20 protein-coding genes are annotated in these 25,132 nt (G+C 61.6%); 1 reads left to right on the plus strand and 19 read right to left on the minus strand.

Annotated elements, in window-relative coordinates:
• Positions 1-221: 221 nt before the first annotated feature.
• The 18 genes from ACT8II_RS01830 to ACT8II_RS01915 form a co-directional block, all read right to left on the minus strand.
• A complete protein-coding gene (locus ACT8II_RS01830) occupies positions 222-1,538 on the minus strand; it encodes a polysaccharide deacetylase family protein (protein WP_443812898.1) in 1,317 nt (438 codons plus the stop codon).
• Positions 1,539-1,553: 15 nt separating this feature from the next.
• Complete coding sequence (locus ACT8II_RS01835; RefSeq protein WP_118652339.1) at positions 1,554-2,948, minus strand: polysaccharide deacetylase family protein; 1,395 nt, start codon at positions 2,946-2,948, stop codon at positions 1,554-1,556.
• A 17-nt stretch (positions 2,949-2,965) separates the two neighbouring features.
• Positions 2,966-3,757, minus strand: coding sequence for a PRC-barrel domain containing protein (locus tag ACT8II_RS01840; RefSeq protein WP_443812881.1), 792 nt, complete (start codon positions 3,755-3,757; stop codon positions 2,966-2,968).
• A 15-nt stretch (positions 3,758-3,772) separates the two neighbouring features.
• A complete protein-coding gene (locus tag ACT8II_RS01845; protein WP_118652335.1) occupies positions 3,773-4,153 on the minus strand; it encodes a YtxH domain-containing protein in 381 nt (126 codons plus the stop codon).
• Positions 4,154-4,263: 110 nt separating this feature from the next.
• Positions 4,264-4,872 (minus strand): hypothetical protein, encoded by a 609-nt coding sequence (locus ACT8II_RS01850; RefSeq protein WP_118652333.1) that lies wholly within the window; start codon positions 4,870-4,872, stop codon positions 4,264-4,266.
• A gap of 49 nt (positions 4,873-4,921) precedes the next feature.
• Entirely contained in the window at positions 4,922-6,277 is a 1,356-nt protein-coding gene (locus ACT8II_RS01855; protein ID WP_294121612.1) for a hemolysin family protein, read from the minus strand.
• Between the two features lie 89 nt (positions 6,278-6,366).
• Positions 6,367-7,191, minus strand: a complete 825-nt coding sequence (gene trhA / locus ACT8II_RS01860; RefSeq protein WP_443812882.1) for a PAQR family membrane homeostasis protein TrhA — start codon at positions 7,189-7,191, stop codon at positions 6,367-6,369.
• Positions 7,192-7,450: 259 nt separating this feature from the next.
• A complete protein-coding gene (locus ACT8II_RS01865) occupies positions 7,451-8,653 on the minus strand; it encodes a DUF362 domain-containing protein (protein WP_443812883.1) in 1,203 nt (400 codons plus the stop codon).
• A 456-nt stretch (positions 8,654-9,109) separates the two neighbouring features.
• A complete protein-coding gene (locus tag ACT8II_RS01870) occupies positions 9,110-10,720 on the minus strand; it encodes a Mur ligase family protein (RefSeq protein WP_118652329.1) in 1,611 nt (536 codons plus the stop codon).
• A 94-nt stretch (positions 10,721-10,814) separates the two neighbouring features.
• Positions 10,815-12,680 (minus strand): asparagine synthase (glutamine-hydrolyzing), encoded by a 1,866-nt coding sequence (gene asnB, locus ACT8II_RS01875; protein WP_443812884.1) that lies wholly within the window; start codon positions 12,678-12,680, stop codon positions 10,815-10,817.
• Between the two features lie 140 nt (positions 12,681-12,820).
• Positions 12,821-13,318: a 4Fe-4S dicluster domain-containing protein gene (locus ACT8II_RS01880; RefSeq protein WP_443812885.1), complete on the minus strand. Its 498-nt coding sequence runs from the start codon at positions 13,316-13,318 to the stop codon at positions 12,821-12,823.
• Positions 13,319-13,325: 7 nt separating this feature from the next.
• A complete protein-coding gene (locus tag ACT8II_RS01885; protein WP_118652323.1) occupies positions 13,326-14,420 on the minus strand; it encodes a hydrogenase large subunit in 1,095 nt (364 codons plus the stop codon).
• 2 nt (positions 14,421-14,422) lie between these two features.
• Positions 14,423-15,124 carry an NADH-quinone oxidoreductase subunit C gene (locus tag ACT8II_RS01890; protein ID WP_118652321.1) on the minus strand — a complete coding sequence of 234 codons (702 nt, stop codon included), beginning with the start codon at positions 15,122-15,124 and terminating at the stop codon, positions 14,423-14,425.
• On the minus strand, positions 15,125-15,679 hold the full coding sequence (locus tag ACT8II_RS01895; RefSeq protein WP_233545986.1) for an NADH-quinone oxidoreductase subunit B family protein: 555 nt from the start codon (positions 15,677-15,679) through the stop codon (positions 15,125-15,127).
• 12 nt (positions 15,680-15,691) lie between these two features.
• Complete coding sequence (locus tag ACT8II_RS01900) at positions 15,692-18,574, minus strand: proton-conducting transporter transmembrane domain-containing protein (protein WP_443812886.1); 2,883 nt, start codon at positions 18,572-18,574, stop codon at positions 15,692-15,694.
• Positions 18,575-18,869: 295 nt separating this feature from the next.
• A complete protein-coding gene (locus ACT8II_RS01905; RefSeq protein ID WP_443812887.1) occupies positions 18,870-20,054 on the minus strand; it encodes an FprA family A-type flavoprotein in 1,185 nt (394 codons plus the stop codon).
• A 118-nt stretch (positions 20,055-20,172) separates the two neighbouring features.
• Complete coding sequence (locus tag ACT8II_RS01910) at positions 20,173-20,568, minus strand: helix-turn-helix domain-containing protein (RefSeq protein ID WP_158574780.1); 396 nt, start codon at positions 20,566-20,568, stop codon at positions 20,173-20,175.
• A gap of 214 nt (positions 20,569-20,782) precedes the next feature.
• The gene (locus ACT8II_RS01915; protein ID WP_412107935.1) at positions 20,783-23,383 is read right to left on the minus strand and encodes a ribonucleoside-diphosphate reductase subunit alpha; all 2,601 of its coding nucleotides are present in this window, start codon (positions 23,381-23,383) and stop codon (positions 20,783-20,785) included.
• A 165-nt stretch (positions 23,384-23,548) separates the two neighbouring features.
• On the opposite strand from ACT8II_RS01915, the gene ACT8II_RS01920 reads away from it, so the two are divergent.
• Positions 23,549-24,607 (plus strand): ribonucleotide-diphosphate reductase subunit beta, encoded by a 1,059-nt coding sequence (locus ACT8II_RS01920; RefSeq protein WP_443812888.1) that lies wholly within the window; start codon positions 23,549-23,551, stop codon positions 24,605-24,607.
• A 118-nt stretch (positions 24,608-24,725) separates the two neighbouring features.
• Here the strand turns inward: ACT8II_RS01920 and ACT8II_RS01925 are convergent.
• The coding region (locus ACT8II_RS01925) for a hypothetical protein (protein ID WP_443812889.1) at positions 24,726-25,132 on the minus strand (407 nt) is incomplete at its 5' end.

The raw sequence follows: 25,132 nt of genomic DNA on the forward strand, positions 1-25,132 counted from the left end.
TGGGGTCATCGACTGTGTGGTCGGGGTTTAGCTTTCACCTCAGGCCTTTCTCGTGACCCTCTCATAAAACAAAACAAGCGGCCGTCCCCTCAAGGCACAGCCGTTGTAACTATACCATGCACGGACGCACGGTCTTGTAAGGCTTCCAACAGCCCTTCATCACTCCTCATTAGGCATACCATTGGGGGACGCGCCCCTTTGGCACGCCGGATACGCCACCGCTATCCCACCGTCGGCGCGTCAGCATCCTCGGGCATCTTGACGGCGCCCTGGACGACGTCTTGGGGAAACGTACCGTCGAGCTCCATGAGCTCGCTGACGGTCACGAGCGTGTAGCCGGCGTCGCGCAGGCCGTCGATGATCGCGGGCAGCGCTTCGATATCTTGCTCACGGTTGCCCCCACCATCGTGCATGAGGGCGATGGCGCCGTTGAACGCCTGATTGAGCACCGTCTTGGTTATCGCATCCGCACCGGGACGCTTCCAATCAAGTGTGTCGATATTCCACAGCACGTTGCAACTGAGCAAATCGGCGGAGCGGGCCCACTCGGTGGCGGTGAACGCACCGTACGGGGCGCGAATCATCTGCGGGCGAAAGCCCGATGCGCCCTCCAGGGTGTCGAACGCCGTCACGATCTCGGAGCGCAGCTCATCGGCGCCCACGGTGGGCAAGTTCTTGTGGGCATTCGTGTGGCTTGCCAACTCATTACCGCCATCAACGACCGCCTTGGCGAGAGCCGGATTGCCTGCCGCGCTCGTGCCCAAATTGAAAAACGTCGCACTAGCTCTTTTTTGGGCCAAGATATCGAGGATGGCCTGCGTGTAGCGACTTGGGCCGTCATCAAACGTGAGCGCGATGTACTTTTTGGAACCGACGGGCCGCGCGTTCCTGGAGCCGATGATCAGGTCCTGCGGCTCCTCGATCGTGCCCTTGTCCACCACCTCGCCGGACTTCTCGCCCTTCCACACGGTGTGCGAACCTGCCTTGCCCCACTGCTTGACGTACTGGATGGCTCCACCCGTCTCCATTTGGACGCCGGGGGCCAAGGGCTCGACGGTCTCCGCGTGGGGCTCGGTGACATCTGCACCATCGGATACGGTGAAGATGCCGCCTTCGGCAACTTCGGTCTGCGAGAACTTCTCGGATGCAAGCGGCTGGGCGTTGTCGCCCTCGCCCACCGCGACGGTGCAACGCTCGCCTCCATCTTCCTCTATCACGTTGCCGCTTACAGAAAGCAGGCGACCGGGCTTGACGCCAAAAAAGTCGTTGCCATCCAGCATATCCTCAACGGTCGCGTGAATTCGCACGTCGACGTGCTCGCCGTTAACCACAACGGGGACGCTCCGCCAAAAGGCAACGTACCCATAGGCCACGCCGGCCAGCAAAAGCGCGCCGGCGAACACGAGGAGCACGACCCGGAACGGCGCAGATCCGGTATCGACGGCTGAACGGGCCGCCGGCGTCTGTCGAGGCACAACAGCAGGGCGCGGTGTCGAAACGCGTCGTTTCTTGGCTGAGTAACGACCCTGACTGTTCATTTCCACGAAGCCTCGCTATTCGGACGTCCCGGAACTGGAATCTTGCGTCACGCTGGGAAGAGAAGCGCCTTTGGGCAGCCCGGCGCTGCTTACGTCTATCGCATCCGCCAAATCATCATCGGTGGCGATCAGCTCCGATATCGTCACCAATTTGTAGCCGCTTTCGAGCAGGCGATCAATGAGCTGGGGCAACGCTTCCACGGTCTGCGATGCCGTCGCGTCGTTGTCGGTGAAGAGCACGATGTCGCCGTTGCTGACCGACCCCGTCACGGTCTCGATGACCGAATCGGCGCCCTGCAAGAGCCAGTCGCCCGAATCGACGTTCCAGGTAACCACAACGCTCACCAAATCCATCGCCGCAGCCCAATTCTCCTCGGAGAATTCGCCAAATGGCGGGCGCAGCAACGCGGTCGATGTCCCAGCGGCGTCCGAGACCGCCTCGAACCCCTTCGTTATCTGATCGCGCAGGTCCGAGGCTCCCAACTCGCGCAGGTCGACATCCGAGTACGCATTGGTACCGATCTCGTTACCCGACTCCGCAATCGCACGCACGGCAGCGGAATTCGAAGCGACCTTATCACCCGAGACAAAAAACGTCGCCTTGACGCCCTTCTCCTGGAGAATGCGGATGATTTCCTCGGTCTGGTTACTCGGCCCCTCGTCGAACGTAAGGGCAACGTACTTCTCGTCTTTTTTGCCCGGCAACACCGACGCGCACTTTACCAGCGCGTTCACCGGCTCCTCGACCACGCCCTTGTCCACGACCTTGCCCGTCTTGGACCCAGTCCAGACCTCGGATCGGCCCGCCTTGCCCCATGTCTCCACATACCGCACAGGGCCCGTGCCCTCAACGGTCAACGTGGGTTCAATCGTGGTCGCGGCGACGTCATGGTCTTCATAGACGTCCTCGCCGTCTTCGATGGTCACCTCCTCGCCGCCCTCGAGCTGGATGGAAGCGAGCTTCTTGCCCGAAACCTTCTTTCCGCCAAGTGTGACGGTGTAGGCGGTCCCGCCGCCCTTCTCGAGTACCTCGTCATCGACGGCGAGCAGGTCGCCGGGCTCGAGCTCGAGTTCCTGGTCGGAAATGACGCGCTCGATATCCGAGTTGATCCGAACCTTTACGGAGGCACCGTTGAGTGTGATCTCAACGCTGCGGTTGGCGTACCACACGATGCTCGCCACGAACAACAAGAAGGCGCAGCCAACCATGATCAGGGCGTATACCCTGCGATCGTTGCCGCCGTATCCGTGACCGGGGCGCCTGCGTCCTCCGAACCCTTGTGATCTGCGCAGGTACTGCGCCCCCTTGCGGCGCTGTTGACGACGGCGCCCGCCCGGAAGCTGATTCCCGGTGTTCTTGCGATACCGCGGTTTTGTTTTTGAGGAGTAGGAGGTGGTGTAGTTAGGCAATGATTCCCCCGTCCCGCTTATTTCTTTTGTTTTCTTGGCGGCGTTCCGGCTGCCTTCTTATATTCGCTCATAAACGAGCCGAACATGCCCTTGGTCTTGCCGAGCTGTTTGCCCAAGGCCTTCGAACCCTTGTCGAGGGCCTTGGAACCGGCGTCGTCGATGATGGCGGCGCCCTTCTTGGCCTGGACTTTCGCCTTGGCACCGACCTCCCCCGCCTTGGCGGCGACCTTCACGCTCGCCTCGGCGGCCTTGGCGGCGGCACCGCCCGAGAACTCAAGGTCGAGTACCGCATCGCTCACGATCATCGCGCCGTCGCGGTAACCCTTGAGCATTGACGCCGGCATCTCCCGGTGACCGACCAGCGCATTGGAGGCACCGCCCTCGGTGAGGATGAACGAGGTCACGTTGCCGGTTTTGGGATTGAAATCGGCATCGGAGCAAAAGCCGACCGGCCTGCCGGAGACCGTGCGAACATCCATGCCCGTCCAGATGAGGCAGGCATCGAGGTTGATGCCCAACCGCTTAGCCGCTGCATTGTCGAACGCCGCGCGGTCATCCTTGGCGACCATCACGTCGCCGCTCACGCCTATGGCGTCATACGCGATAAAGCGATCGGGCTGCTTGACCATCCCGGCGATATCCGGCAGGCGCAGCATAAAGCCCACCACCCGGGTTCCCTCGGGGGTGAACACCGGGTAGTGGATCTTGCCAACCTTCTTTGGTTCGCGCGGGGTCCCGTCTTTTTTAATCCTCTTGTCTTGAGCGGGCAGCTTATAGAGCTTGATTCCCGTGAAATCGCCGGCAAGCATTCGGATGTCGAGACGCTACGCCTGAACGGCGACGTCAGAGGCCTCGGGGGCGACCGTCTCGACCACGACGTCGGCAGCAGGGGTGACGGTACCGGCGTTTACGGCATCGTTCAGCTGCTCGCGGAGCTGGTCCATGCGCTCGCGGGCAAGATCGACCTTGGCGCGCAGCTCATCCGTGGCGGCGTCCATGGTGGGGCCGAAATCATCCATGGCGGCGCGGGCCTGATCGATGCCCTGCTCGTACATGTCACGCGCGGAGTCCCACGCGTCGTTGGCCATGTCGGCCGCCATAGCGCGGGTCTCGGAGCCGGAACGGGGCGCGTACAGAACGCCCAAAACCACGCCGGCTGCAGCGCCCAGCGCGGCGCCTGCGACAAAACTCATACCCTTGCCCATGTTTACTCCTTTGTTGGACTCAGATGTCCATCCAGATCATTTGCTTCAACCATTATACGCATGCGCTTGCGACAATGGGCATGAGCCCATCGTCACGTAACACGCCTCGATTACTCAGCGGCGGCTCCGCCGTACACGACACCCTCCGCATCATGCGGTTCGACAACTGCGCCCTCGGTGTCGATTGCGCCAAAGGCCTGCTCTTCCTCCGTCTCTTCGGGCGAGTCGGGCTCGGCGGCGTTGCCGCGCAAATTGCTCACCAGGCTCGTCAGGGCGGCAACCGTCCCCGGGAAATCCGGCGGCGTCTGATCATGATGCAGGAAGGCCCAGTTCATCATGAACGTCGCCGAGGAAAGGGCGCCGATGGCAAGGGCATCGTCGGGGCACGATACCTCGACGTCGAACAGGCGGTCGTCGCCCATCACGTTCCGCGTACGCCCCGTCGAGATGGTGCCCGCGAGGCCCGTCTCATTCATAATCTCGACCGTGAGATGCTCAAGCAGGTGGGCGAGCTCCGTATGTCCCATGCAATCCTGGAACTTGGAACCTGCATCACCCAGGCACAGATGCTCGGCGATTGCCGGTGCCAGGTAGTAGACGCGCGCTGTGGCCTCGACGTCCTCGGACGTCATGAGCGGCATGCCGGGATTCACCAGCACGCGGGCGGTGAGCTTTTTGGGGCCTATCGTGACCTTGAGAATGTTGAACAGATCGGCCATGGCCGCTCCTTTCCAGTTTCCAGTCGCGCTCTTCGTTTGCCTTATTCGCCTACTCGCCCTGGTCGGTCGACGTGTCGGGCTGCCGGTCGGTGCCCTCGTTCGCGGCGGCGAGCTCTTCCTCGGACGGAGCGATAACGCGCACGAGCGAAATGCGCTGACCACGCATGGACTGCACCTTGAACTTGTACCCCTCCGCCTCGAAAACCTCACCGATATCCGGGAGCGAATCGCAAAGGTCCAGAATCCAGCCGGCGATGGTCTCGTACTCGTCGCTTTCCTCAATGGGCCAGCCGAGCTCGATGGCGTCGTCGCAGGGGAAGCGACCGTCCACGAGCCATTCCCTCTTGGAGAGGCGCGTGAGGTACTTGTTGTCGGGGTCGAACTCGTCCTCGATCTCGCCGACGATCTCCTCGACGATATCCTCGATGGTGATGATGCCTGCCGTTCCGCCGTACTCGTCCACCACGACCACGATCTGGTCATGGGCGGTTTGCATCTCGGAAAGCAGCGGCAGGATGTCCTTCGTATCGGGGATGAACGTTGCATCGCGCATGAAGTCGCTCACCGGGCGGTCGGCGCCCTCGCCCATGGCGGGTGCGATCAGGTCCTTGATGTGCGCGATGCCCACCACACCGTCCTGGTCCTCGTGAAAGACCGGTACGCGCGAGTAGCCCGTCTGGCAAAGCAGCCCCATAACCTCGGAGACCGTCTGGACGTCCTCGACCATGGTCACATCGACGCGGGGCACCATGACCTCGCGCGCGGAGGCGTCGCCCAGGTCGAACACCTCGTGGATAATGCGCTTCTCCTCATCGAGCAGCGTGTCCTGCTCGTTGATCATGTACTTGATCTCCTCCTCGGAGACGTTCTGGCGGTCATCCGCGCTCTTGATGCGCATAAGCGCGGCGAGGCCGTTCGCAGATGCTTGCGTGAGCCACACGAGCGGGCGAGCGATCTTTTGGAACACGGTGAGCGGCTGGGCCACGCGCTTTGCCATACCCTCCGCGTCGGCCAGCGCGATGCGTTTGGGCACGAGCTCGCCGACGACGATGGACAGGTAGGAGACGATCAGGGTGATGATCACCGGGGCGAGACCCGGTGCGACCGCCGAGAGAGGTGCGATGCCAAAGCTCGAGAGCCATTGGGCAAGCGGGTCGGACAGGTTCGTCGAGGCGACGGCCGACGAGGCGAAGCCGACGAGCGTGATGGCGACCTGGATGGTAGCGAGGAAGTTGCCGGAGTCCGACGCAAGCTCGGCGGCGCGGGCGGCGCGGCGGTCGCCTTCTTCCGCCTCGTGGTCGAGCACGGCGCGCTTTGCCGTGGTGAGCGCCATCTCGGACATGGAAAAGTACCCGTTGACGACGGTGAGGACAAGGGTTGTGATGATGCTTATGGTGATGTCCATGGGGACGGTTTCGAACCTCCTGGGTAGGTGTGCAGGTCATTGTCGGCGGGCATGCGGGGTCCCGCGCCCGTCGACGGCGGGACGCGAGACTAGATCACGAAGAGGACCACCGCCAAGAACTGAAGGACACTACCGGCGAGCACCCACACGTGAAACACCGTGTGCATGTAGCGGATCTTCTTGAGCACATAGAACACCGCGCCGATGGTGTAGCACACACCGCCGGCGGCGAGCAGGAACAACGCTGTAGGATGGAGCGCCTCGATAAGTTGCGGCAAGCGGAACAGCACGAGCCAGCCCATGGCCACGTACATGACGGCGGTGAGCCAATAGGGCTGTCGCTCGCGCATGAACGCCTCGAACAGCACGCCCGCGATGGCAAGAGCCCATACCGCGATGCACAGCGGTATGCCGCCCGCCTCGCCGAGGGTGATGAGGCAAAACGGCGTGTAGGTACCCGCGATGAGCACGTAAATGCAGCTGTGATCGATGATGCGGAACACACGCTTGGCGGCTGCCGGAGCAATGGCATGATACAGCGTGGATGCAAGATACTCGAGGATGAGGGCGATGCCGAAGATGATCGCGCTCGCAAGCGACGCGGGGTGCGAGCCGGCAACGGCGGCCTTGACGATCATGACGACAAGCGCCGCGACGCCCAAGGCGGCACCGATGCCATGGGTGATTGAATTGGCGATCTCCTCGCCCAACGTGTATTGAGGAGGTAGATGACGCCTGACAGCACGGGCCGCAGCCTTGACGGGAGCTCCAACGGTAACGGCGGCGCCCTTAGCGCCCGATTCGGCAGCATGGAGCAAGCGCTGCGCCCGCGATGCCGCGTCGGCGCGCGCTATGGGAACAGGGGCAGCCGCGACGTCTGGCCGCGGCGTGAGACTGTCACTGGTGTCCGGCATGTGGCTGTTCGGCCTCCAAAATCGGTGCATTGTTCAGAACTATAGCAGAACCCGGGCCCCCTGCATATCGCAGGTGGACCCGGGCACACTTCTTAACCCGACCTCAACTGAATCAAGTGAATAGCCCATGCGCCGGAGCTATGCGCGCAACTCGACTGGGATCCCCTTCTCAGAGGGTAGGATTGTCGAAAAAGCCGCTCGAAAGCAGGGCGATTTTCGACATTCCTACCCTCAATGGAAAACGAAAGCGCTGTTACCCCTACTTGACCTCGATGAGCTCGTAGTTGCTCGTACCGAGGCCGATCTTCTCGCCGTGCTCGATCATAGAGCGCCAGTTGGTGTCGGGATGCATCATGTTGAAGTGGTCGTGCGCGCAGTGCTCGGGCACGCCACCAGCGGCGTCGAGCTTATCGCGCATCTCGGTGAGCTCAGTGTTGGGCATGGCGGGCATCTTGAGCGCCGCATCGATGCAGGCCTGGTCGATCGCCACGGGATCGAAGCTCGCGAACATACCGATATCGGGCACGATGGGCGTATCGTTCTCGGCATGACAGTCGCAGTTGGGGCTGACGTCGATGGCGAGCGAAATGTGGAAGCTCGGACGATCCTGCACGACAGCTTGCGTGTACTCGGCAATCTTGTAGTTGAGCACATCGACCGCAGCGCCGTAGTCGGGCTTGACGGCGTCCTGGCTGCACGCGCCCACGCAGCGGCCGCAGCCCAAGCATCGGTCGTGGTCGATGTGGGCGACGGGCGTCTCCACCACCTTGCCGTTCTTGAGCGTGCGCTCGCGCGTGGTGGGGAAGCTCACCGCGCCGTGGGCGCAGATGCGCTCGCACGCGCGACACCCGATGCACGCGCCCTCGTGCACGCTGGGCTTGCCGGCGGCGTGCTGCTCCATCTTGCCGGCACGGCTACCGCCACCCATCCCGAGATTCTTCATGCAGCCGCCGAAACCGGCCTGCTCATGCCCCTTGAAGTGCGTGAGGCTAATGACGATGTCGGCGTCCATGAGGGCGTGGCCGATCTTGGCCTCCTGCACGTACTCGCCGTTCTTGACTGGAACGAGCGTCTCGTCCGTACCTTTGAGGCCGTCGGCGATGATGACCTGGCAGCCCGTGGCATACGGGGTGAAGCCGTTTTGGTACGCGCAGTCGATATGCTCGAGCGCGTTCTTGCGGCTGCCCACGTACAGCGTGTTGCAGTCGGTGAGGAAGGGCATGCCGCCCAGCTCCTTAACCACGTCGGCAACGGCGCGGGCATAGTTGGGGCGCAGGAAGGAGAGGTTGCCCAGCTCGCCAAAGTGAATCTTGATGGCAACAAACTTGTTCTCGAAGTCGATCTGCTCGATGCCCGCGCGACGGATGAGACGCTTGAGCTTGTCGAGCTGGCTCTCGCGCCCATGCGTGCGCAGGTTGGTGTAATAGACCTTGGCGGGTGCAGTAGCGGACACAGCGCTCATGGTTCCTCTTTCTCGCTCACGGACACCTTTTGGCTCAAGATTCTACGACCTTGAGTTAGCTTCAACGCAAGAGAGTTCTCGCGTTGCGCTCACAGTCGCGCTGCATCTATCGGAAAGAAATGGCTGTTTTTTTCTTTTAGGCCCCTCTTTCCCGTCCTATCGGAAAAAATCGCTCAATTTGGAGGACGTCATGGCCGAACGAGCCTCTTTGAGCTCGCCAAGGGACGCGGCAGCATCGTAGGCGATTGCAAATACGCAAATGTTGGGCTTTTTCGCCGAAGGAGAAGTACTCGAAAAAACGCCACTTCATCTAGCAGGGCTTTTGCAACCAGATCTACCCGGTCTACTTCAAGTTTGCGAAAATGCCTCAACATTTGCGTATTTGTATCGCGTACGCACTGCAAGAGCCCCCGTCAGCACGGACGCCATGTCTAGTAGCGCGTGCAGACGCCACGCCTACCCTTCGAGCACCTCACGAGCAATCGCGAGATCGCTCTTTACCTCGGGATACTCGTCGCCGCGATGCTGTCGTGTCTCATCGCCCTTTGCAAGCAGCAGAACCACGGATCGTTCCGCCGCGGCGAGCACGCTCGCAAGCACCTGCCTCACAGCCTGCTCGCGGTCGAGGATGACCTCGTGGGAAACGCCTGCCGGCGTATTGGAGGCCAACTCGGCGCAGATATCCTCGACGCGCTCGTGCGCGGGGTCTTCCTCGGTATACACAATATGGTCCGCATAGGCTCCGGCAACGCGCGGCAGGGCCTCGCGGCGCTCCTGCGCCTTGCCGCCGGGGGCGCCGAACAGGGCAACCACACGACGGTCGGGATACTCGGCCTTCACGGACTTGAACAGGGTCTCAAAAGAGAGCTCGTTGTGTGCGTAATCGACGATTGCCAGCACCTTGCCGTCCGCAGACGACACGAGCTCCATGCGCCCAGGAACGCGAATCTGGGCAAGGCCCGCACGAATGGAGTCGTAGTCCACGCCGAGCAGGCGCGCCATGACCACTGCTGCCAACGCGTTGTCCACGTTGAACAAACCGGGCATGCCGAGTTCGACACGCTCGGCGCACGCCGTCTGCCCACTTGAGGCGCGCTCACGCACGGTGAACGCCAGACCACCCGTGGGCAGCTGGGCAATGTCGGTTGCACTGAACTGCACCTCGACTGTACGGCGATCGTCGGGCTGCCCTTGCGCATGCTCCACTGCGAAGGTGACCACCTGGTCGGCATGCGCGGCGGCGGCAAGCACGCGGTCGACGTGCTCGGTTCGCGCGTTCACCACCGCAATGGAGCACTGATCGAAGATGCGCAGCTTCGAGGTGAAGTAATCTTCGAAATCGGGGTGCTCCACGCCAGAGATGTGATCGCGGCCGATGTTGAGGAAGCAACCGATTTCAAGCGGAAGCCCCAGCACGCGGTCGTACTTGAGGCCCTGGCTCGAGACCTCCATCACCATGTGATCTCGACCGGCGCGCGTAGTGTTATACAGGTGGCGCCACAAATCCGGAGCCTCGGGCGTGGTGTTGTGGCTCTCCTCGTGGACAAAGCCGTCGTCCGTTTCGATGGAACCCAAGATAGAGGCGTCGATTCCAGCTGCCGAGAAGATGGACCTTAGCATATACGCCACCGTGGATTTTCCCTTGGTGCCCGTAATGCCCACGATATGCAGCCCCTTCTCGGGGTTCCCATACACGGTAGGCGCCACGATCGCCATGGCACGGCGAACATCGGACACGACGAGCGCAGGGGTCAATGGAGACACGGCGAGCAACTCCGAAGGGACCCCGAGTTCGGCGCCAACGCCCTCGCACATATATGCGGCGGCACCGTCCTCGATGGCACCGCCGAGAAATGCAGGGCGAAACGCAGCGCCTTTGCACACGAACAGATTGCCCGGCTCAACTATGCGGGAGTCAATGGCCATGCCCGAGACAACGCGCGAAGGATCGCCCACGATCCGCACGGAGATGTCCTGCGCCTCCAAGGCGAGCGCCAACTGTTCCAGCGTCAACAGGGGCAACGCCGTAGAGCACTTGTCCGAGGGAGCAAGGGAATCTTTAGGCATGGTGTCTCCTCACTATGCGAATGCGGGCGGAGTTGATGCAACGTCCGCCCGCAGCTTTAGTTCAATCGTTTGCGGATGACAGTCCGCATGGGCGCTACGCGGCGGCGGCAGGCGCGTCCTCGTCGATGAAGTAGCGCTTGTACCAGATGAGGAACGTGAGCGCGGTATAGATCTTGCGCTGGTTGAGCGCGCGGCCCTCGAAATGATCGTCGAGCATCGCCATGAGCTTCCCGGTGTCGAAGAACTCCTCGGCCCACGGGGCGGTGAAGTACTCCTTTACGTAGTCGTAGTACTTCTGCTCGCGCAGCCAGAACTTGAGCGGGACCGGGAAGCCCTTCTTGGGGCGTGTGGCCCACTCGTCGGGCAGGATACGATTGGCGGCGTGACGGACAACCTGCTTGTTGCCGTTCTCGTTCACGCGGAAGCGCGCCGGGATATGCTCGGCGAACTCCATGACCTTCTTGTCGAGGAACGGGACGCGGAGCTCGAGCGAATGGGCCATGCACATCTTGTCGGCCTTGAGCAGGATGTCGCCGGGCAGCCACATGTTCATATCGAGGTACTGGCGCTTGGACAGGTCGCAGAAATTCTGGACGCGGCTGTAGACGGGGGCGCACAGTTCGAACGCGTCGGGGCCGCCGGCGTACTCGGGTCTCACGACGTCGTCGATCTCGTCGGGGCGGTACACGAAGGCCTGGCCCGTGAACCACTTCTCGGGCATCTCCGCCGCCTTGAGCAGGAAGTTCCTGCCCTTGAAGTACGGCTTATCGGCCACGAAGTTTCCCAGGGCGCGACGGATGCCGCGGGGGATAATCCGCTTGAAGCGAGCGATCGAGGGCACGTCCTCGTAGTAGGCGTACCCCGCGAACAGCTCGTCGGCGCCCTCGCCGGAAAGCACGACCGTGACCTGCTCGGCCGCGAGCTGGGCGAGGAACCACAGCGGCACACTCGACAGATTGCTCTGCGGCTCATCCATGTGGTACTGGATCTGGGGGAGCACCTCGAAGAACTCGTCCGCCGTCACCATCTTGCGGTAGTTTTCGATCCCAAGCTTGTCGGAAAGCTCCTTGGCGTAATTCGTCTCGTTGAAGTCCTTGTAGTCAAAGCCCACCGAGAACGTCTTGTCGGGCATGAGACACGCGGCGATATAACTGGAATCCACACCGCCAGAGAGGAACGAGCCAACCTTGACGTCGGCGATGCGGTGCGCGGCGACGCTCTCGTGGACCACCTGGTCGCATTCCTCCACGTACTCGTCGAACGTCTTGGAATTGTCGTCCGAGAAATCGGCATCCCAGTAGCGGCGCACGTCCATGCGCGCCGCGGCGATGTCGTAGGTGAGGCAGTGCGCAGCGGGCAGCTTGAAGACACCGGCGAAGAAGGTCTCGTCGGTGGCGGGGAACTGCATGGTGAGATACGGACGCAGCGCCTGCTTGTTCACGGCCTTCTTGAAATGCGGATGCTCGAGGAAGCTCTTGATCTCGGAGCCGAACAGCAAGTCGCCCTCGTCGGACTGGTAGTAGTAGAACGGCTTGATGCCGAAGATGTCACGCGCGCCAAAGAGCTTGCCGGAGCGCATGTCGTGCACCACGAAGCCGTACATACCGCGCAGGCGCTCGACCAGGCCCTCCCCCCACTCCTCATAGCCGTGCACGAGGACCTCGGTGTCGGCGTTGCAGTGGAACGTGTGACCCGCGGCCTCGAGCTCGGCGCGGAGCTCTTGGAAGTTGTAGATCTCGCCGTTGAACACCACAAAGACCGAGCCGTCCTCGTTACCCATGGGCTGGGCGCCAGCCTCGGTGAGGTCGAGGATGGACAGGCGGCGGAAACCCAGCGCCACGCCATCTTTGATATGGGTTCCGCCCATGTCGGGACCGCGGTGGACAATGCGGTCCATCATCGCCGTGAGAACGCGCTCGTCGTCCTCGACATAGCCGGTAAAACCTACGAATCCGCACATGGACAAACCTTTCTTGCGCAGTTTCCTTAGCAAAAATCACGTATGTCCAAAATTGTATAACGAAGGGCGGGCCGCAACCCACCCTTCAATAAAACAGCGTTGTCAGCGTAAACGATGTGCAAAAGAGGGACTGCCCCTTTTTACACATCCGCCTTCGCGGCTTCCTTGGCGGCCTTGCGTGCGCGGGCCGCGGCGACACGCGCCTCCTGCTCGGGCGTGAGCTGCACCTTCTTGCGAGCGGGCTTCTCCGCCCCGGCACCAGACGCGCCTTCACCCGTGGCGGACTTCTCCTCAACAGGCTTATGCAGCGTGGTCACCGTCAGCTCCGTGGTGGCAGGCGCGCACGCGGCACCCATGGACAGGCAGTCCTTGGGGCATTCGTGCGTGCAGCATGCACACTGAACGCAACGGTACGGATCGATGGACCACATCCCGCCCTTGCGATCGACCGCGATGGCGCCCACGGGACATGCGCGCTGGCACATGCCGCATAGAATGCACGCGTCGATGTCGCACGCCACATGACCGCGCATGTGCTCGTAGGACATGGCCGGCACCTGCTCGGCGGGATATTGGACCGTCGCCGGCTTGCCAAACAGCGAGCGCAGCGTCATTTTGCCTAGTTTGAAGCTACCCATGGAGCGCCTACCTTTCCGTGCAGGAGATGCACGGGTCGATCGTGAGGATGATCATGGGCACGTCCGCGACGTCCACGCCCTGCATAGCGCGCACCATGCCGGCAAGGTTCTGCGAGGTGGGCGTGCGCAGGCGGAAGCGGTCCAGGTACTTGGTGCCGTTACCGCGCACGTAGTAGAAGGCCTCGCCGCGGGGCTGCTCAATGAGCACGTGGGACTGACTGTTCTCCGGCGGGAGCACCTTGGGAAGCGGACGCGAGCCAATGCCGTCATGCGGAATCTTAGCCACGAGCTCCTTGATGATCGCGATGGACTGGAACACCTCCTCGCAACGCACCTTACAACGGGCGAAGCAGTCGCCCTCGGTGGCGATGATGGGCTCGAAGTGCTCCAAGTCGCCGTAGGCGCCAAAGCCGGTGGTGCGCATGTCATGCTCAACGCCAGAACCCTTCGCGAACGGACCGACCATGGAGAGCTCGAGCGCATCCTCGAAGCTGATGGTGCCCACGCCTTCCAGGCGGCTGCGCACCGAGGAGTCGTTCAACATGGTGTCCACGATCTCGCGATAGTCGCGCTGGATGCCGTCGAGCTTCTCGCACACACGGCGCAGCATGGCGTCGTCGATGTCGTGAGCCATGCCGCCCACGATGGTGATCGACAAGATGATGCGACCGCCACACGTCTCTTGGAAGATGTCGAGGATCGTCTCGCGCAGGCGCCAGCAGTGGTTGAAGAGGCTCTCAAAGCCAAACGCATCGGCGAGCAGGCCGAGCCACAGCAGGTGCGAATGGATGCGGGAGAGCTCCTCGAGGATGGCGCGCAGGTAGTCGGCACGGCGGGGGATCTCAATACCCAGCAGCTTCTCCGTGGCGCTGGCGTAGCCATAACCATGGCCAAAGCTGCAGATGCCGCACACGCGCTCGGCAATGTAGACGAACTGGTTGTAGTCGCGCTTTTCCACGAGCTTCTCAAGGCCGCGGTGCACAAATCCAATCTGGGGAATGGCCTCGATGACATGCTCGTCTTCAACGACGAGATCGAGGTGCACGGGCTCGGGAAGCACCGGGTGCTGCGGACCGAACGGGATAACGGAACGAGTCGCCATGCCTACTCACCATCCTTTCCTGCAGCGGCGTCCTTCGCGGCCTTCGCGGCGAGCGCCGCGCGGATCTTCGCCGCCTTCTCGGGATCCATGTTTGCGAGCTTGGCCTCCATCTTGGCGGCGCGCTCCTCTGCCGTCATGGCGGGCTTGGCGGCAGGCGCGGGCGTCGGTGCAGGCGCAGCCGCGTTCACCGCGGCGACGGCGGCGGAATCTGCCTCGGCGGCACTCGTGCCCAGAGCGCGCTCGGCCTGAGCGGCTTCGGCGGCTTCACGGGCCTTCTTTGCCGCAGCCTCGGCCTTTGCCGCGGCGGCAGCCTTCTTCTTGGCGAGCTTCTCGCGCTCGGCCTTCATCTCGGGCGTGATGATCGTCATGGGCTCGGAGGTGGCCAAATTGAAGAAATGGCCGCCAAAATCGAGCTTCATGTTCACGAACCGCACGCCATACAGGTCGTGGGCCTCGTTTTCATACGAGAATGCGGCGAAGTAGAGACCTTGGATCGAGGGGACGCGGCTCGACTCGTCAATACCGTAGACGCACAGGTTGAGCGCGTTTTGCGTGGTCTCGTCATAGAACGTGTACAGCAGGTCGATACCCCGCTCAGTGGTCTCGGCGCACATCTGCACAAAGCGTATGCCCTCGTGCTTGAGCGTTTGCACACGCGTGAGCAGCTCCTCGAGCGGCAGGTCCACAAAGGACGTCGTGTACATCTACGCCTCCTTCTTTTCGTCGGTCTTCGCGGCGGTGGAATTTGCGGTGGAGCCATCGGCATCCTGAGCGCAGGCGCAACCCTTGGGAGGCAGGATGCCCGCGCGCGGCGCGGTGGCGGGATCCTTGCCCTCCGCCATCAGTTTGGCCTTCTCGTCCAAGATCTTCACGGCCTGCAGCACCGCGTCGATGATCGTTTCAGGACGCACGGCGCAACCAGGCGCATACACGTCGACCGGAATGGCCTTGTCCACGCCGCCGATCACGTTGTAGCAATCGCGGAACACGCCGCCGGTGCAGGCGCAGATTCCGCAGGCCACCACGACCTTGGGTTCGAGCATCTGATCGTAGATATGGCGCACGACCTCGATGTTCTGCGCGTTCACAGAGCCGGTCACCAAGAAGATGTCGGCGTGCTTGGGGTTGCCCGTGTTGATAATGCCAAAGCGCTCGATGTCGTAGAGCGGCATCATGGAGTCGAGCACCTCGATGTCGCAGCCGTTGCAGCTCGACCCATCGTAATGGATGAGCCACGGCGATTTCGAAGAGTATCCCATCTCATAGCTCCCTTAGATAAACGGCGTGATGAGCACGTAGAACAGGTTGACGACGCCCATCACGAGCGCCACGAGCCACGCGAGCTTGAGGCAGAGCTGCCACTTGACGCGGGCGAAGTTGTTATCAATCCATACCTCGAAGAACCACACGAGCGCCATCACGATGGCGGCGACTGCGAACGAGATGGGGTTATCCCAAATGAAGAACATGCCGACCCACATGAGGAACAGCACGCTCTCGCACCAGTGCATCACGTCCACGATGGCGAGCGTACGGCCGCTCATCTCGGTGGTGATGCCCTTGACGATCTCCTGGTGCGCGTGATGGCTGTAGGAGAGGTCGAACGGGGACTTACGCAGCTTGATAGTGAGGATGAACAGCAGGCCGATGAAGATCGGCACAAGTACGCAGATGATGGGGCTCTCGAGCGTGGTGAGCGATGCGATGTCGAAGGACTGCGTGGCGGTGAAGAAGCCCACCGTCATGATGAGCAGCATGGGCTCGTAGCTCATGACCTGCAGGCACTCGCGGTCGGCGCCCGTATCGGAATAGGGGGAGCGTGACGAGTACGCCGCCACGATCACGAAGAGCGTGCCGAGCGTGACCAGGAACACGCACATGAGCAGGTTGGAGCCGGAGATGAACAGGCCACCGGCGAGGACCACGAAAATCAGTCCGCACGTGACGTACGCCTCGTCCACCGCATTGACCGTCGCCTGCTCCTTGACGAGGAGCTTGCGCAGATCGTAGTAGGGCTGCAGCAGGCGGGGACCCACACGGCCCTGCATGCCGGCACTCACCTTGCGGTCAAGGCCGTCAAGCAGGCAACCGGCAATAGGTGCGCACACGCCAAAGACCACAACACCCACGGCGATGCCGCCCAGCCCCGGACCCACCAGACGCACGGTGCGCTCGACCAGGAAGCTGCCGCCGGCGAGTACGGCGGGGTCGAAGATGAAGCAAGCGGCGAACCCCATAAGGATCACGGCGGTGCACAGGATGAGGCCGATCGTGCTCAGCGCACCCTCGGGGAAGATGTCGGCCATGTACCAGTTGCGCTTGGACGACGTCATGGTGCGGCCCATCGAGCCGTGGTAGCGACGGCTATCGGGATCGGTGCAGGTGCCGCCCAGATAAACGGCCATACGGCGCTTATTGGTGGCGCGGCCCCACGGCGTGAGCAGCACAATGGCGATGAACACCACGATCACGGCCATGATGAGCATATTGTCCATGTCGATGAGCTGCGGCGCGTCGCCGAACGCAAAGGTGAGGTACGGGGCAACCACGCCCTGGGAGATCAAGGGCAGGCACACGCAGCAGACGAGCAGCAGCGCGGAGATAAAACCGATGGCCGCCCACTCGCTCTTGTGGACACCCGCCTCCTGGTTCTCGGCCTTCTGGGAAACACCCGAGAGCTTGCCCAGCCACTTGGCCCAATAGAAGAAGGTAGCAGCGGAACCGAACGCCAACATGATGAGAAAGAGCACGTTGCCCGTCTCGGCGAAGGACACCAGCGTCGCCCACTTGGAGACAAGCATGCCAAAGGGCGCCACGAACATGCCCATGATGCCGAGCATCATGAAGCGCGTGAGATGGGGCAGGCGGCTGAAAAGGCCATCCATGTCCTCGATGTTGCGGCTGCCAATGCGGTGCTCCACCGTGCCCACGCACAAGAACAAGGTGGACTTGGACACCGTATGGAAGATCATGAGGAAGATGGCGGCCCAAACGGCCTCGGCGGTGCCCACACCCGCGCATGCGGACATGAGGCCCAGGTTGGCGATGGTCGAGTACGCGAGTACGCGCTTGGCGTTGCTCTGCGTGATGGCCATGAAGCTGCACAGCACGAAGGTGATGCCACCCACGAGCACCACCATCGTCGATGCCGCCGGGAACACCAGATACAGGGGGGCAAGCTTGACCAGCAGGAACACGCCCGCCTTGACCATGGTGGAGGAGTGGAGCAGCGCGCTCGTGGGAGTGGGGGCGACCATGGCTCCCAGCAGCCAGCGATGGAACGGCATCTGCGCAGCCTTGGTGAGGCCGGCAACTGAGAGCAGCATGAGGGGCACGATGAGCAGATCCGCCTGGGTGCCCTTCCCCGCCGCAATCAGACTCGTGAGCGACATGGGCAGCCCCGCCGCGTGCACGAGGATGAGCGCGGCGAGGAACGCCAGACCGCCCACCATGTTGAGGTTGATCTGCGTGAACGAGTTCTTAATCGCCTCGGGCGTGCGGGTGTAGCCGATCATGAGGAAGGAGCAGACCGTGGTAATTTCCCATCCGGTGAACAGCCACTCCAGGTTATCCGAAACCACGATCACGAACATGGCCGACAAGAAGGTGAACATGAGCGCCGCGAAGACATGGCGGCGATCGGGGGCATCGGCGGGCTGATGGTGCTGGAAGTCATGCATGTAACCCAGCGCGTACACGCAGATGGCGCTACCGACCAGGCCCACGATCAAGATCATGATAAGTGAAAGCGTATCCACATATACGGGCACGGCAAGCATGTGGCTCGGACCGGCTCCCAAGGTCATTTGGGCAAAGAGCACGATGCCCACCGTCTGAATCAGGCCAAGCGCGAGCGCGATGCGATTCTTGTAGCGAATGGCACTCCACAAGATCACCGCGCACAGCACGATGTCGACTGCCGTCATGACCCAGGAGATCACATAGCTCGTCGACTGCGAAAACTCAAAGCTTGCAATGGCATGCAGGGTACCCGCCTCAACGGTGAACGTCTGCGCGGCAACGAGCACCGACATCGCCGCCGTCACCGCCGCTCCACCAATCGTGATGGGTCGACGCGCCCGCTCGCCCTTAAAGACGAGCAACAGTGCGGCCGTGATCAACGGCACCGCGATCAAACACCAAATCAGTCCCATAGGTCCCTCTCCTCCATTGGGCTGTCGCTCACACGCAAAGCGGCAGGTGTACTGCGGCAGACTATGTCAGACGTATAAGTTTAGTCCTTTCAATCGGCAAGCGGCGTGAGATCGCCAATTGTGCCGTCATTGCCCCATGGCGCCGTCATTCGTGGGACTCCCGCAAGGCGCGATAAAAAATGGGGGTCTACTCGGTCGTTCCGAATAAACCCCACACATATTGTTTTATGACGCCCCATCACGGTGAACATGCCGCCCGATTGCATAATCGTGCGCGCATGACCAATCGTGCGCGCTACGCGCGGGCGGCCTCGATCATCTTGCGGACCGTGTCCTGCAGCTCGGAGAGGTTCTCCTCGCTCGGAATCCACTGCTGGGCAACCACGGGCACCGGCAGCTGGAACTTCGCGTTCTCGAGCTCGGCGTACACCTTCTTGGGGCCGAGCGGAGCCCAACCGTAGGAGCCAAAGGCAAGGCCGATACGCTGGTCGTTCTTGGGCGAAAGACCGCGCATGTAGGTGAGGAAGCTCGCCACGGTGGGCAGCATGTTGGAATTGAGGGTGGGCGAACCGACCGCGACGTACCTGGCATCGCACATGTAGAGCATGATGTCGGAGATGTGCGTGTTCTTGACATCGATAAGCTGGGCGGAAACACCCTCTGCGATAAACGCGTCGCAAATCTCGCGCGCCATGGACTCGGTCGAATGCCACATCGAATCGAAGACCACCACGGCCTTCTCCTCGATCTGATACGTGGTCCAAGCCTCGTAGCGCTCGAGGATCTCGGGGATATGCGAACGCCAGATGCAGCCGTGGCTGGGGGCGATCATCTTGAGCTCGAGGGCCTTGACCGCCTCGAGGGCCTTGTGTGCCTGCATACCGTAGGGCCACACGATGTTCGCGTAGTACTTCTTGGCCTGCTTGAAGATCTCGCAGAGGTCGTTCTCGTCGTCGAAGCGCTTGGTAGTGGCGTAGTGCTGGCCAAACGCATCGTTGGAGAACAGGATCTGGTCGACGTCGGAATACGTAACCATGTTGTCGGGCCAATGAACCATGGGAGTGGTCACAAAGGTGAGCGTGCGCTCGCCAATGCACAGGGTGTCGCCGCTCTTGACCGGAGTCGCCTCGATGCCAAAATGCGCGCGGACCTCGTTGACGCCCGCCCCAGCGCTGGCATAGATCTGCGCATTCGGGGCGATCTTGTGAATCACCGGCAGGGAGCCGGAGTGATCCATCTCAACATGGTTGGTGATGACCACGTCGATCTTGGCGGGATCGACCACCTGGGAAATGCGCTGGACGAGCTCGTCCGCGAACGTTGCCTTGCACGTGTCGATGAGGGTGATCTTCTCATCCATGATGAGATAAGCGTTATACGTGATACCGCGTTCGGTGGTATAGCCGTGGAACAGTCGCTCGTTCCAGTCGATGCCGCCAACCCACCAGACCTTAGGGGAGATCTCGATTGCATTCAGCATGTTGAATCCTTTCTGCCATGTTTGCAGCCGCTGATTCGAGACAGCATTCTAGCATGTGCGCAAAAAGAGGGCGCGGCATGGGAACATAACCCCATGCCGCGCTCTAACAGCGGAGCGATTAGTCAAGGGAGCGGTTCTTTGGCTTGACGCCGCGGGGCTTATTCACCAAAGCCTCGGCACCATGCTCCCGATACTGGCGGCACCACGTCTTGACGGAGGACTCGCTCGGGATGCCATGCTTGATCATGACCTCGCGCACGGTCATGCCGTTCTCCAAGCGATCCTTCACGGCAGAAAGCTTGAGCTCATAGGGATACACCCGATGGCGCGAACCGGCGTTGAGCACTGCGGCCCTACCGCCAACCGCGTAGGCGCGCGCCCACTGACGTGCGGTCGCATCGGGTATCCCCAACTTCGAGGCAAGGGCGCGATGACCTGCACCCTCCGAAAGCGCGGCGACCGCCTGACGGCGCACCTTAGCACTGTACACTCGTCCTGTTTTTTGATCCACCACGGGGTTCACCTCTCGAGTCGCTCGTTTCTGTTACGTTGATCGGCATATCGGGTATATCGGATTCGTGCCAGTATAGATTGCCCTCATACGTAAGCCCACTTAAAAAACAGGTATATGTCGAAGCGCACAGAGAGAGCACATCTGTGAGTTTATGGACATATGTTACTTCCAAACGAACAGTCCGCAGACCTTCGCGGACGCCCCTCCCCACCTTCTATGCGGAACAGGATTCGCATTCCTCGACCTCGAGTGACTTGCTCCGCACGTAATAGATGGTCTTGACGCCCCGTCGCCAGGCCTCGAGGTACAAATTGAGCACCTGGCGCAGCGTGTAATCGTTCGTGATGTACAGGTTCATCGATTGGGCCTGGTCGATATGACGCTGGCGCACACCCGCCGCCCGCACACTCCACTGCTGATCGATATAGTGCGCCGGCTTGTAGTACCAATACGTGCGAGGCGAAAGGTCCGGGGCAACACGAGGCAGCATCGCGCCCTTCTTTTCTTCCAGGAAGAACTTCCGCATGATGGGATCGATGCCCGGGGTGGTGCCCGAAAGGATCGACGTCGAGCTGGTGGGGGCCACGGCAAGCAGATAGGCGTTGCGCACGCCGTGCTCGCGTACGCGCGCAGCGAGCTCGCGCCAGCGCCCAACGCCCAGGCTCGGCTCTCCATCCAGGTACCCGCGCTTCTCGAAGTATGCACCGCTCTGCCAGTCGCTACCCTCAAAGACCCCGTTCGCGCCGCGCTCCTCCGCCAAACGCTCGCTCGCGCTGATCGCGTGGTAGTTGATGCGCTCGAACACCTCGTCCACAAAACGAAGATGCTCCTCGCTCTCCCAACTCACGCCACGCTTGGCGAGCATATGGTGGTACCCCGATACACCCAAGCCGATCGAACGGTAGCGATGGTTGGTGAGCCGGGCGTAGGGAAGCGCGTAGAAGTTGAGGTCGATGACGTTGTCGAGCGCGCGCACGGCCGTCTCGATCACCCGCTCCATGACGGCGTCGTCCTCCACGGGCAGGCGTCCGAGCGAAAGGCTCGCGAGGTTGCAGACCACAAAGTCGCCCGGACGCGTGGTGGTCACCACCACCGTGTCGCCATCCTCCGTGACGACCTCGCGGGAAACCTCCTGGATTGCACTTGTGTTCTGCGCGATCTCGGTGCAGAGATTGGAGCAGTAGATGATGCCCTCATGCGGATTGGGGTTGGCCCGGTTGACCGCATCGCGCATAAACGCGAACGGGGTACCCGTCTCGACGGCACTTTTGAGGATGAGGCGCACCATATCCTTGATGAGAATGGTGCGTTTGGGGATGCGGGGGTCGGCGACGCAGTCACGGTACCGGCGCTCCCACTCCTCGCCGTAGCTGTCCTCCAGCGCGTAGCCTTTCACCATCAAGATGTCGTGCGGGCACATGAGATACCAGTCCTGATCAAGGCTCTCCTCCGCCATACGCCAGAACAGGTCCGGATAGCATACAGCGGGGAAAACGTCGTGCGCTTTCATGCGGTCGTCGCCGTTGTTCGTGCGCAGGTTCAAGAACTCGGGCAGGTCGCGGTGCCAGGCGTCGAGGTAGACGGCCACGGCGCCCTGACGCATGCCGAGCTGGTCGACGGCCACGGCGGTGTCGTTGATCACGCGAATCCAGCGGATGACGCCGCCGGCAACACCCTCGAAGCCGCGGATGGATCCACCCGTGGCGCGGACCTTGCCAAGATACATGCCCATGCCGCCACCGTACTTGCTCACCTGGGCAAAGTTGTCGATGCTGCGGTAGATGCCCACCAGGCTGTCGGGCACGGTGTCGATAAAGCAGCTGGAGAGTTGATGATCGGGCTTACGGGCGTTGCTCATGGTAGGCGTGGCCATGGTGACCTCGAGCTTACTGAGCATATCGTAAAAACGGCGAACCCATTCGAGGCGCGTCTGGGGATCCTCGTTCATGGCAAGGTGCAGGGCGATACCGAGGAACATCTCCTGCGGGCTCTCGAGCGGCGTGTGGTCGTGGGCATGGATCACGTATCGCTGGATGAGCAAATCGAGACCGGAATAGGTGAACAGCTCGTCGCGCGCGGGCTCGAGAAACGACGCGGCCCGATCGAGCTCGGCGACCGAATAGGCCGTGAGGATATATGCCCCGTACAGGCCCTGGTCGGTGAGATGGCGAACAAGCTGGCCGAACGTGTCGATACCGAGCGCACGGCGCGTCGATATGAGCTCACGGCTGAACGCGAGCCCGTGCAGGCGCGCCGCGATGAACTCCCAGCGAGGCGCCTCTTGGCTCGTGAGCTCAACCGCGCCACGAACCAGGGCGCCCATGCGGTCCGAAGCCGTGGCGTCCGCACCAACGAGAGCGCGGTAGCGCGCGGCGAGCATGGCGAGGTCGTAGACGGGGTCATCGAAGTCCCGCTGGATGCGGGAGAGGACTTCGTCCAATCCGGAGGCAAGGTCGGCGTCTCCCGCAGCAACCGCATTCGCCACATCGGAGCGAACGGAACGCCTCTCGGCGCGCTCGTGCCGATACAGGATGTAGCTCTTCGCCACGTCGAAGTGACCCCGCTCCATGAGGGCGCGCTCAACAAGATCCTGGATCCCCTCGACGGTCGTGATCCGATCGCGGACCATTGCCGTCTCCACATGCGACAGCAGCGCCACGAGCTCGTCGGCAGAGACCGCAGGGGCAGAGGACGCGCCCGCCTTCTCCAGCGCGACCTCCTCAAAAGCACGGCGCATCGCCTCGACGATCTTGCGGCTCTCGTAGGCCTCCATACGCCCGTCGCGTTTTTTGATGACGTCCGCTGTGCGCACCATGGCATCTCCTTGCGTTCTCAGTAAAAACACTATATATAGACATCTGAGTGATATGTTCTATCAATATGTCGGGTATATAAGCATAGCTTAACTGTTTCTATTTTTGTATCGTATACTAAACTCCCCAAGGATCATACGCGTACCCACGGGAAGGAAGGATCCGCCATGACCATCGAAGATCGCCAGGTGCTCGTCAAAAAACCGCTATTCAACCCCAATGGCGACATCGATGTGCGCGACCGCCGTATGATCGGCGGCAACACCACCAACCTCAACGACTTCAACAACATGAAGTACCCCTGGGTTTCGAGTTGGTACCGCCAGGCGATGAACAACTTTTGGATCCCCGAGGAGATCAACCTCACCCAAGACGTCAAGGATTACCCGCGCCTCTCCCCCGCCGAGCGCGCCGCCTATGACAAGATCCTGTCGTTCCTCGTGTTCCTCGACTCCCTGCAATCGGCGAACCTTCCCAATATCGCCGAGTACATCACGGCAAACGAGGTGAATCTCTGCCTCTCGATCCAGGCGTTCCAGGAAAGCGTCCATTCGCAGAGCTACTCGTACATGCTCGACACCATCTGCGACCCCGCCAAGCGCAACGAGATCCTGTACCAGTGGAAGACCGACGAGCACCTGCTCGCGCGCAATACGTTCATCGGCGACCTATACAACGAGTTCCAGGAACGCCGCGACGCGCGCACGTTCCTGCGCGTCCTCATGGCGAACTTCATCTTGGAGGGCGTGTATTTCTATTCCGGATTCATGTTCTTCTACAACCTCGCACGCATGGGCAAAATGCCCGGCAGCGCGCAGGAGATCCGCTACATCAACCGCGACGAGAACACGCACCTGTGGTTGTTCCGCAGCATCATCCTCGAGTTGCAAAAGGAGGAGCCGCAGCTGTTTTCCGATGAGAACGTAGCGATGCTGAGAGAAATGCTCGAGGAGGGCGTGCGCCAGGAGATCGCCTGGGGTCGTTACGTACTGGGCGATGCGATTCCCGGGCTCACGGGCGATATGATCGAGGGATACATCAAGTACCTGGGCAACCTGCGGTGGAGCTCTCTGGGATTTGGCCAGCTGTATGAGGGCTATCGCTCCGAGCCCGAGGACATGGCGTGGGTGAGCCAGTACTCGAACGCGAACATGGTAAAGACCGACTTCTTCGAGGCGAAGTCCACCGCATACGCCAAGAGCACCGCGCTGGTGGACGACCTGTAGAGAGATGTGCAAAAAGGGGCTATCCCCATTTGCGTATCGTGCAAAGAGGGCGACGGGAGATGTCCCGCCGCCCTCTTTGCGCTCGCAGCACTCAGTGCCGCATGTCTGCCGAGATTAACTACTCGTCGAACGACTCCCACTCGTCGCTTTCCTTGCCGCGGCCGACCTTGAAGGCCGCCGCGAGGGCACCCAGGCCCATCAGCGCAAAGGACGCAAACGACATCGAGTCGCCCATCTGGGGCAGCGTACCGCCGGGGTTCTTCTTCGAGACCGTGCCCTTGCCGTTTGAGGTCCCGTTGCCGGCGCCCGTGCCGGAACCCGTGCCCGTGCCCGCGCCTGTGCCCGTGCCGCCGCCTGCGGGCTTCCAACCGGGATCGGTCAGAGTGGAGGCGAGCTCGAGCTTACGGTCGGTCAGCACGCTCTCGTCGTGCGTGAGCGAATACAGCGCGCCATGGGCGAGTTCGGCGAGCTGCGGGATGTTCGGAATCATGTCGGCGGGATTATCGCCCAGGAAGCCCAGGACCG

The organism is Collinsella sp. (genome assembly GCF_052346665.1).
Classification (GTDB): Bacteria; Actinomycetota; Coriobacteriia; order Coriobacteriales; family Coriobacteriaceae; genus Collinsella.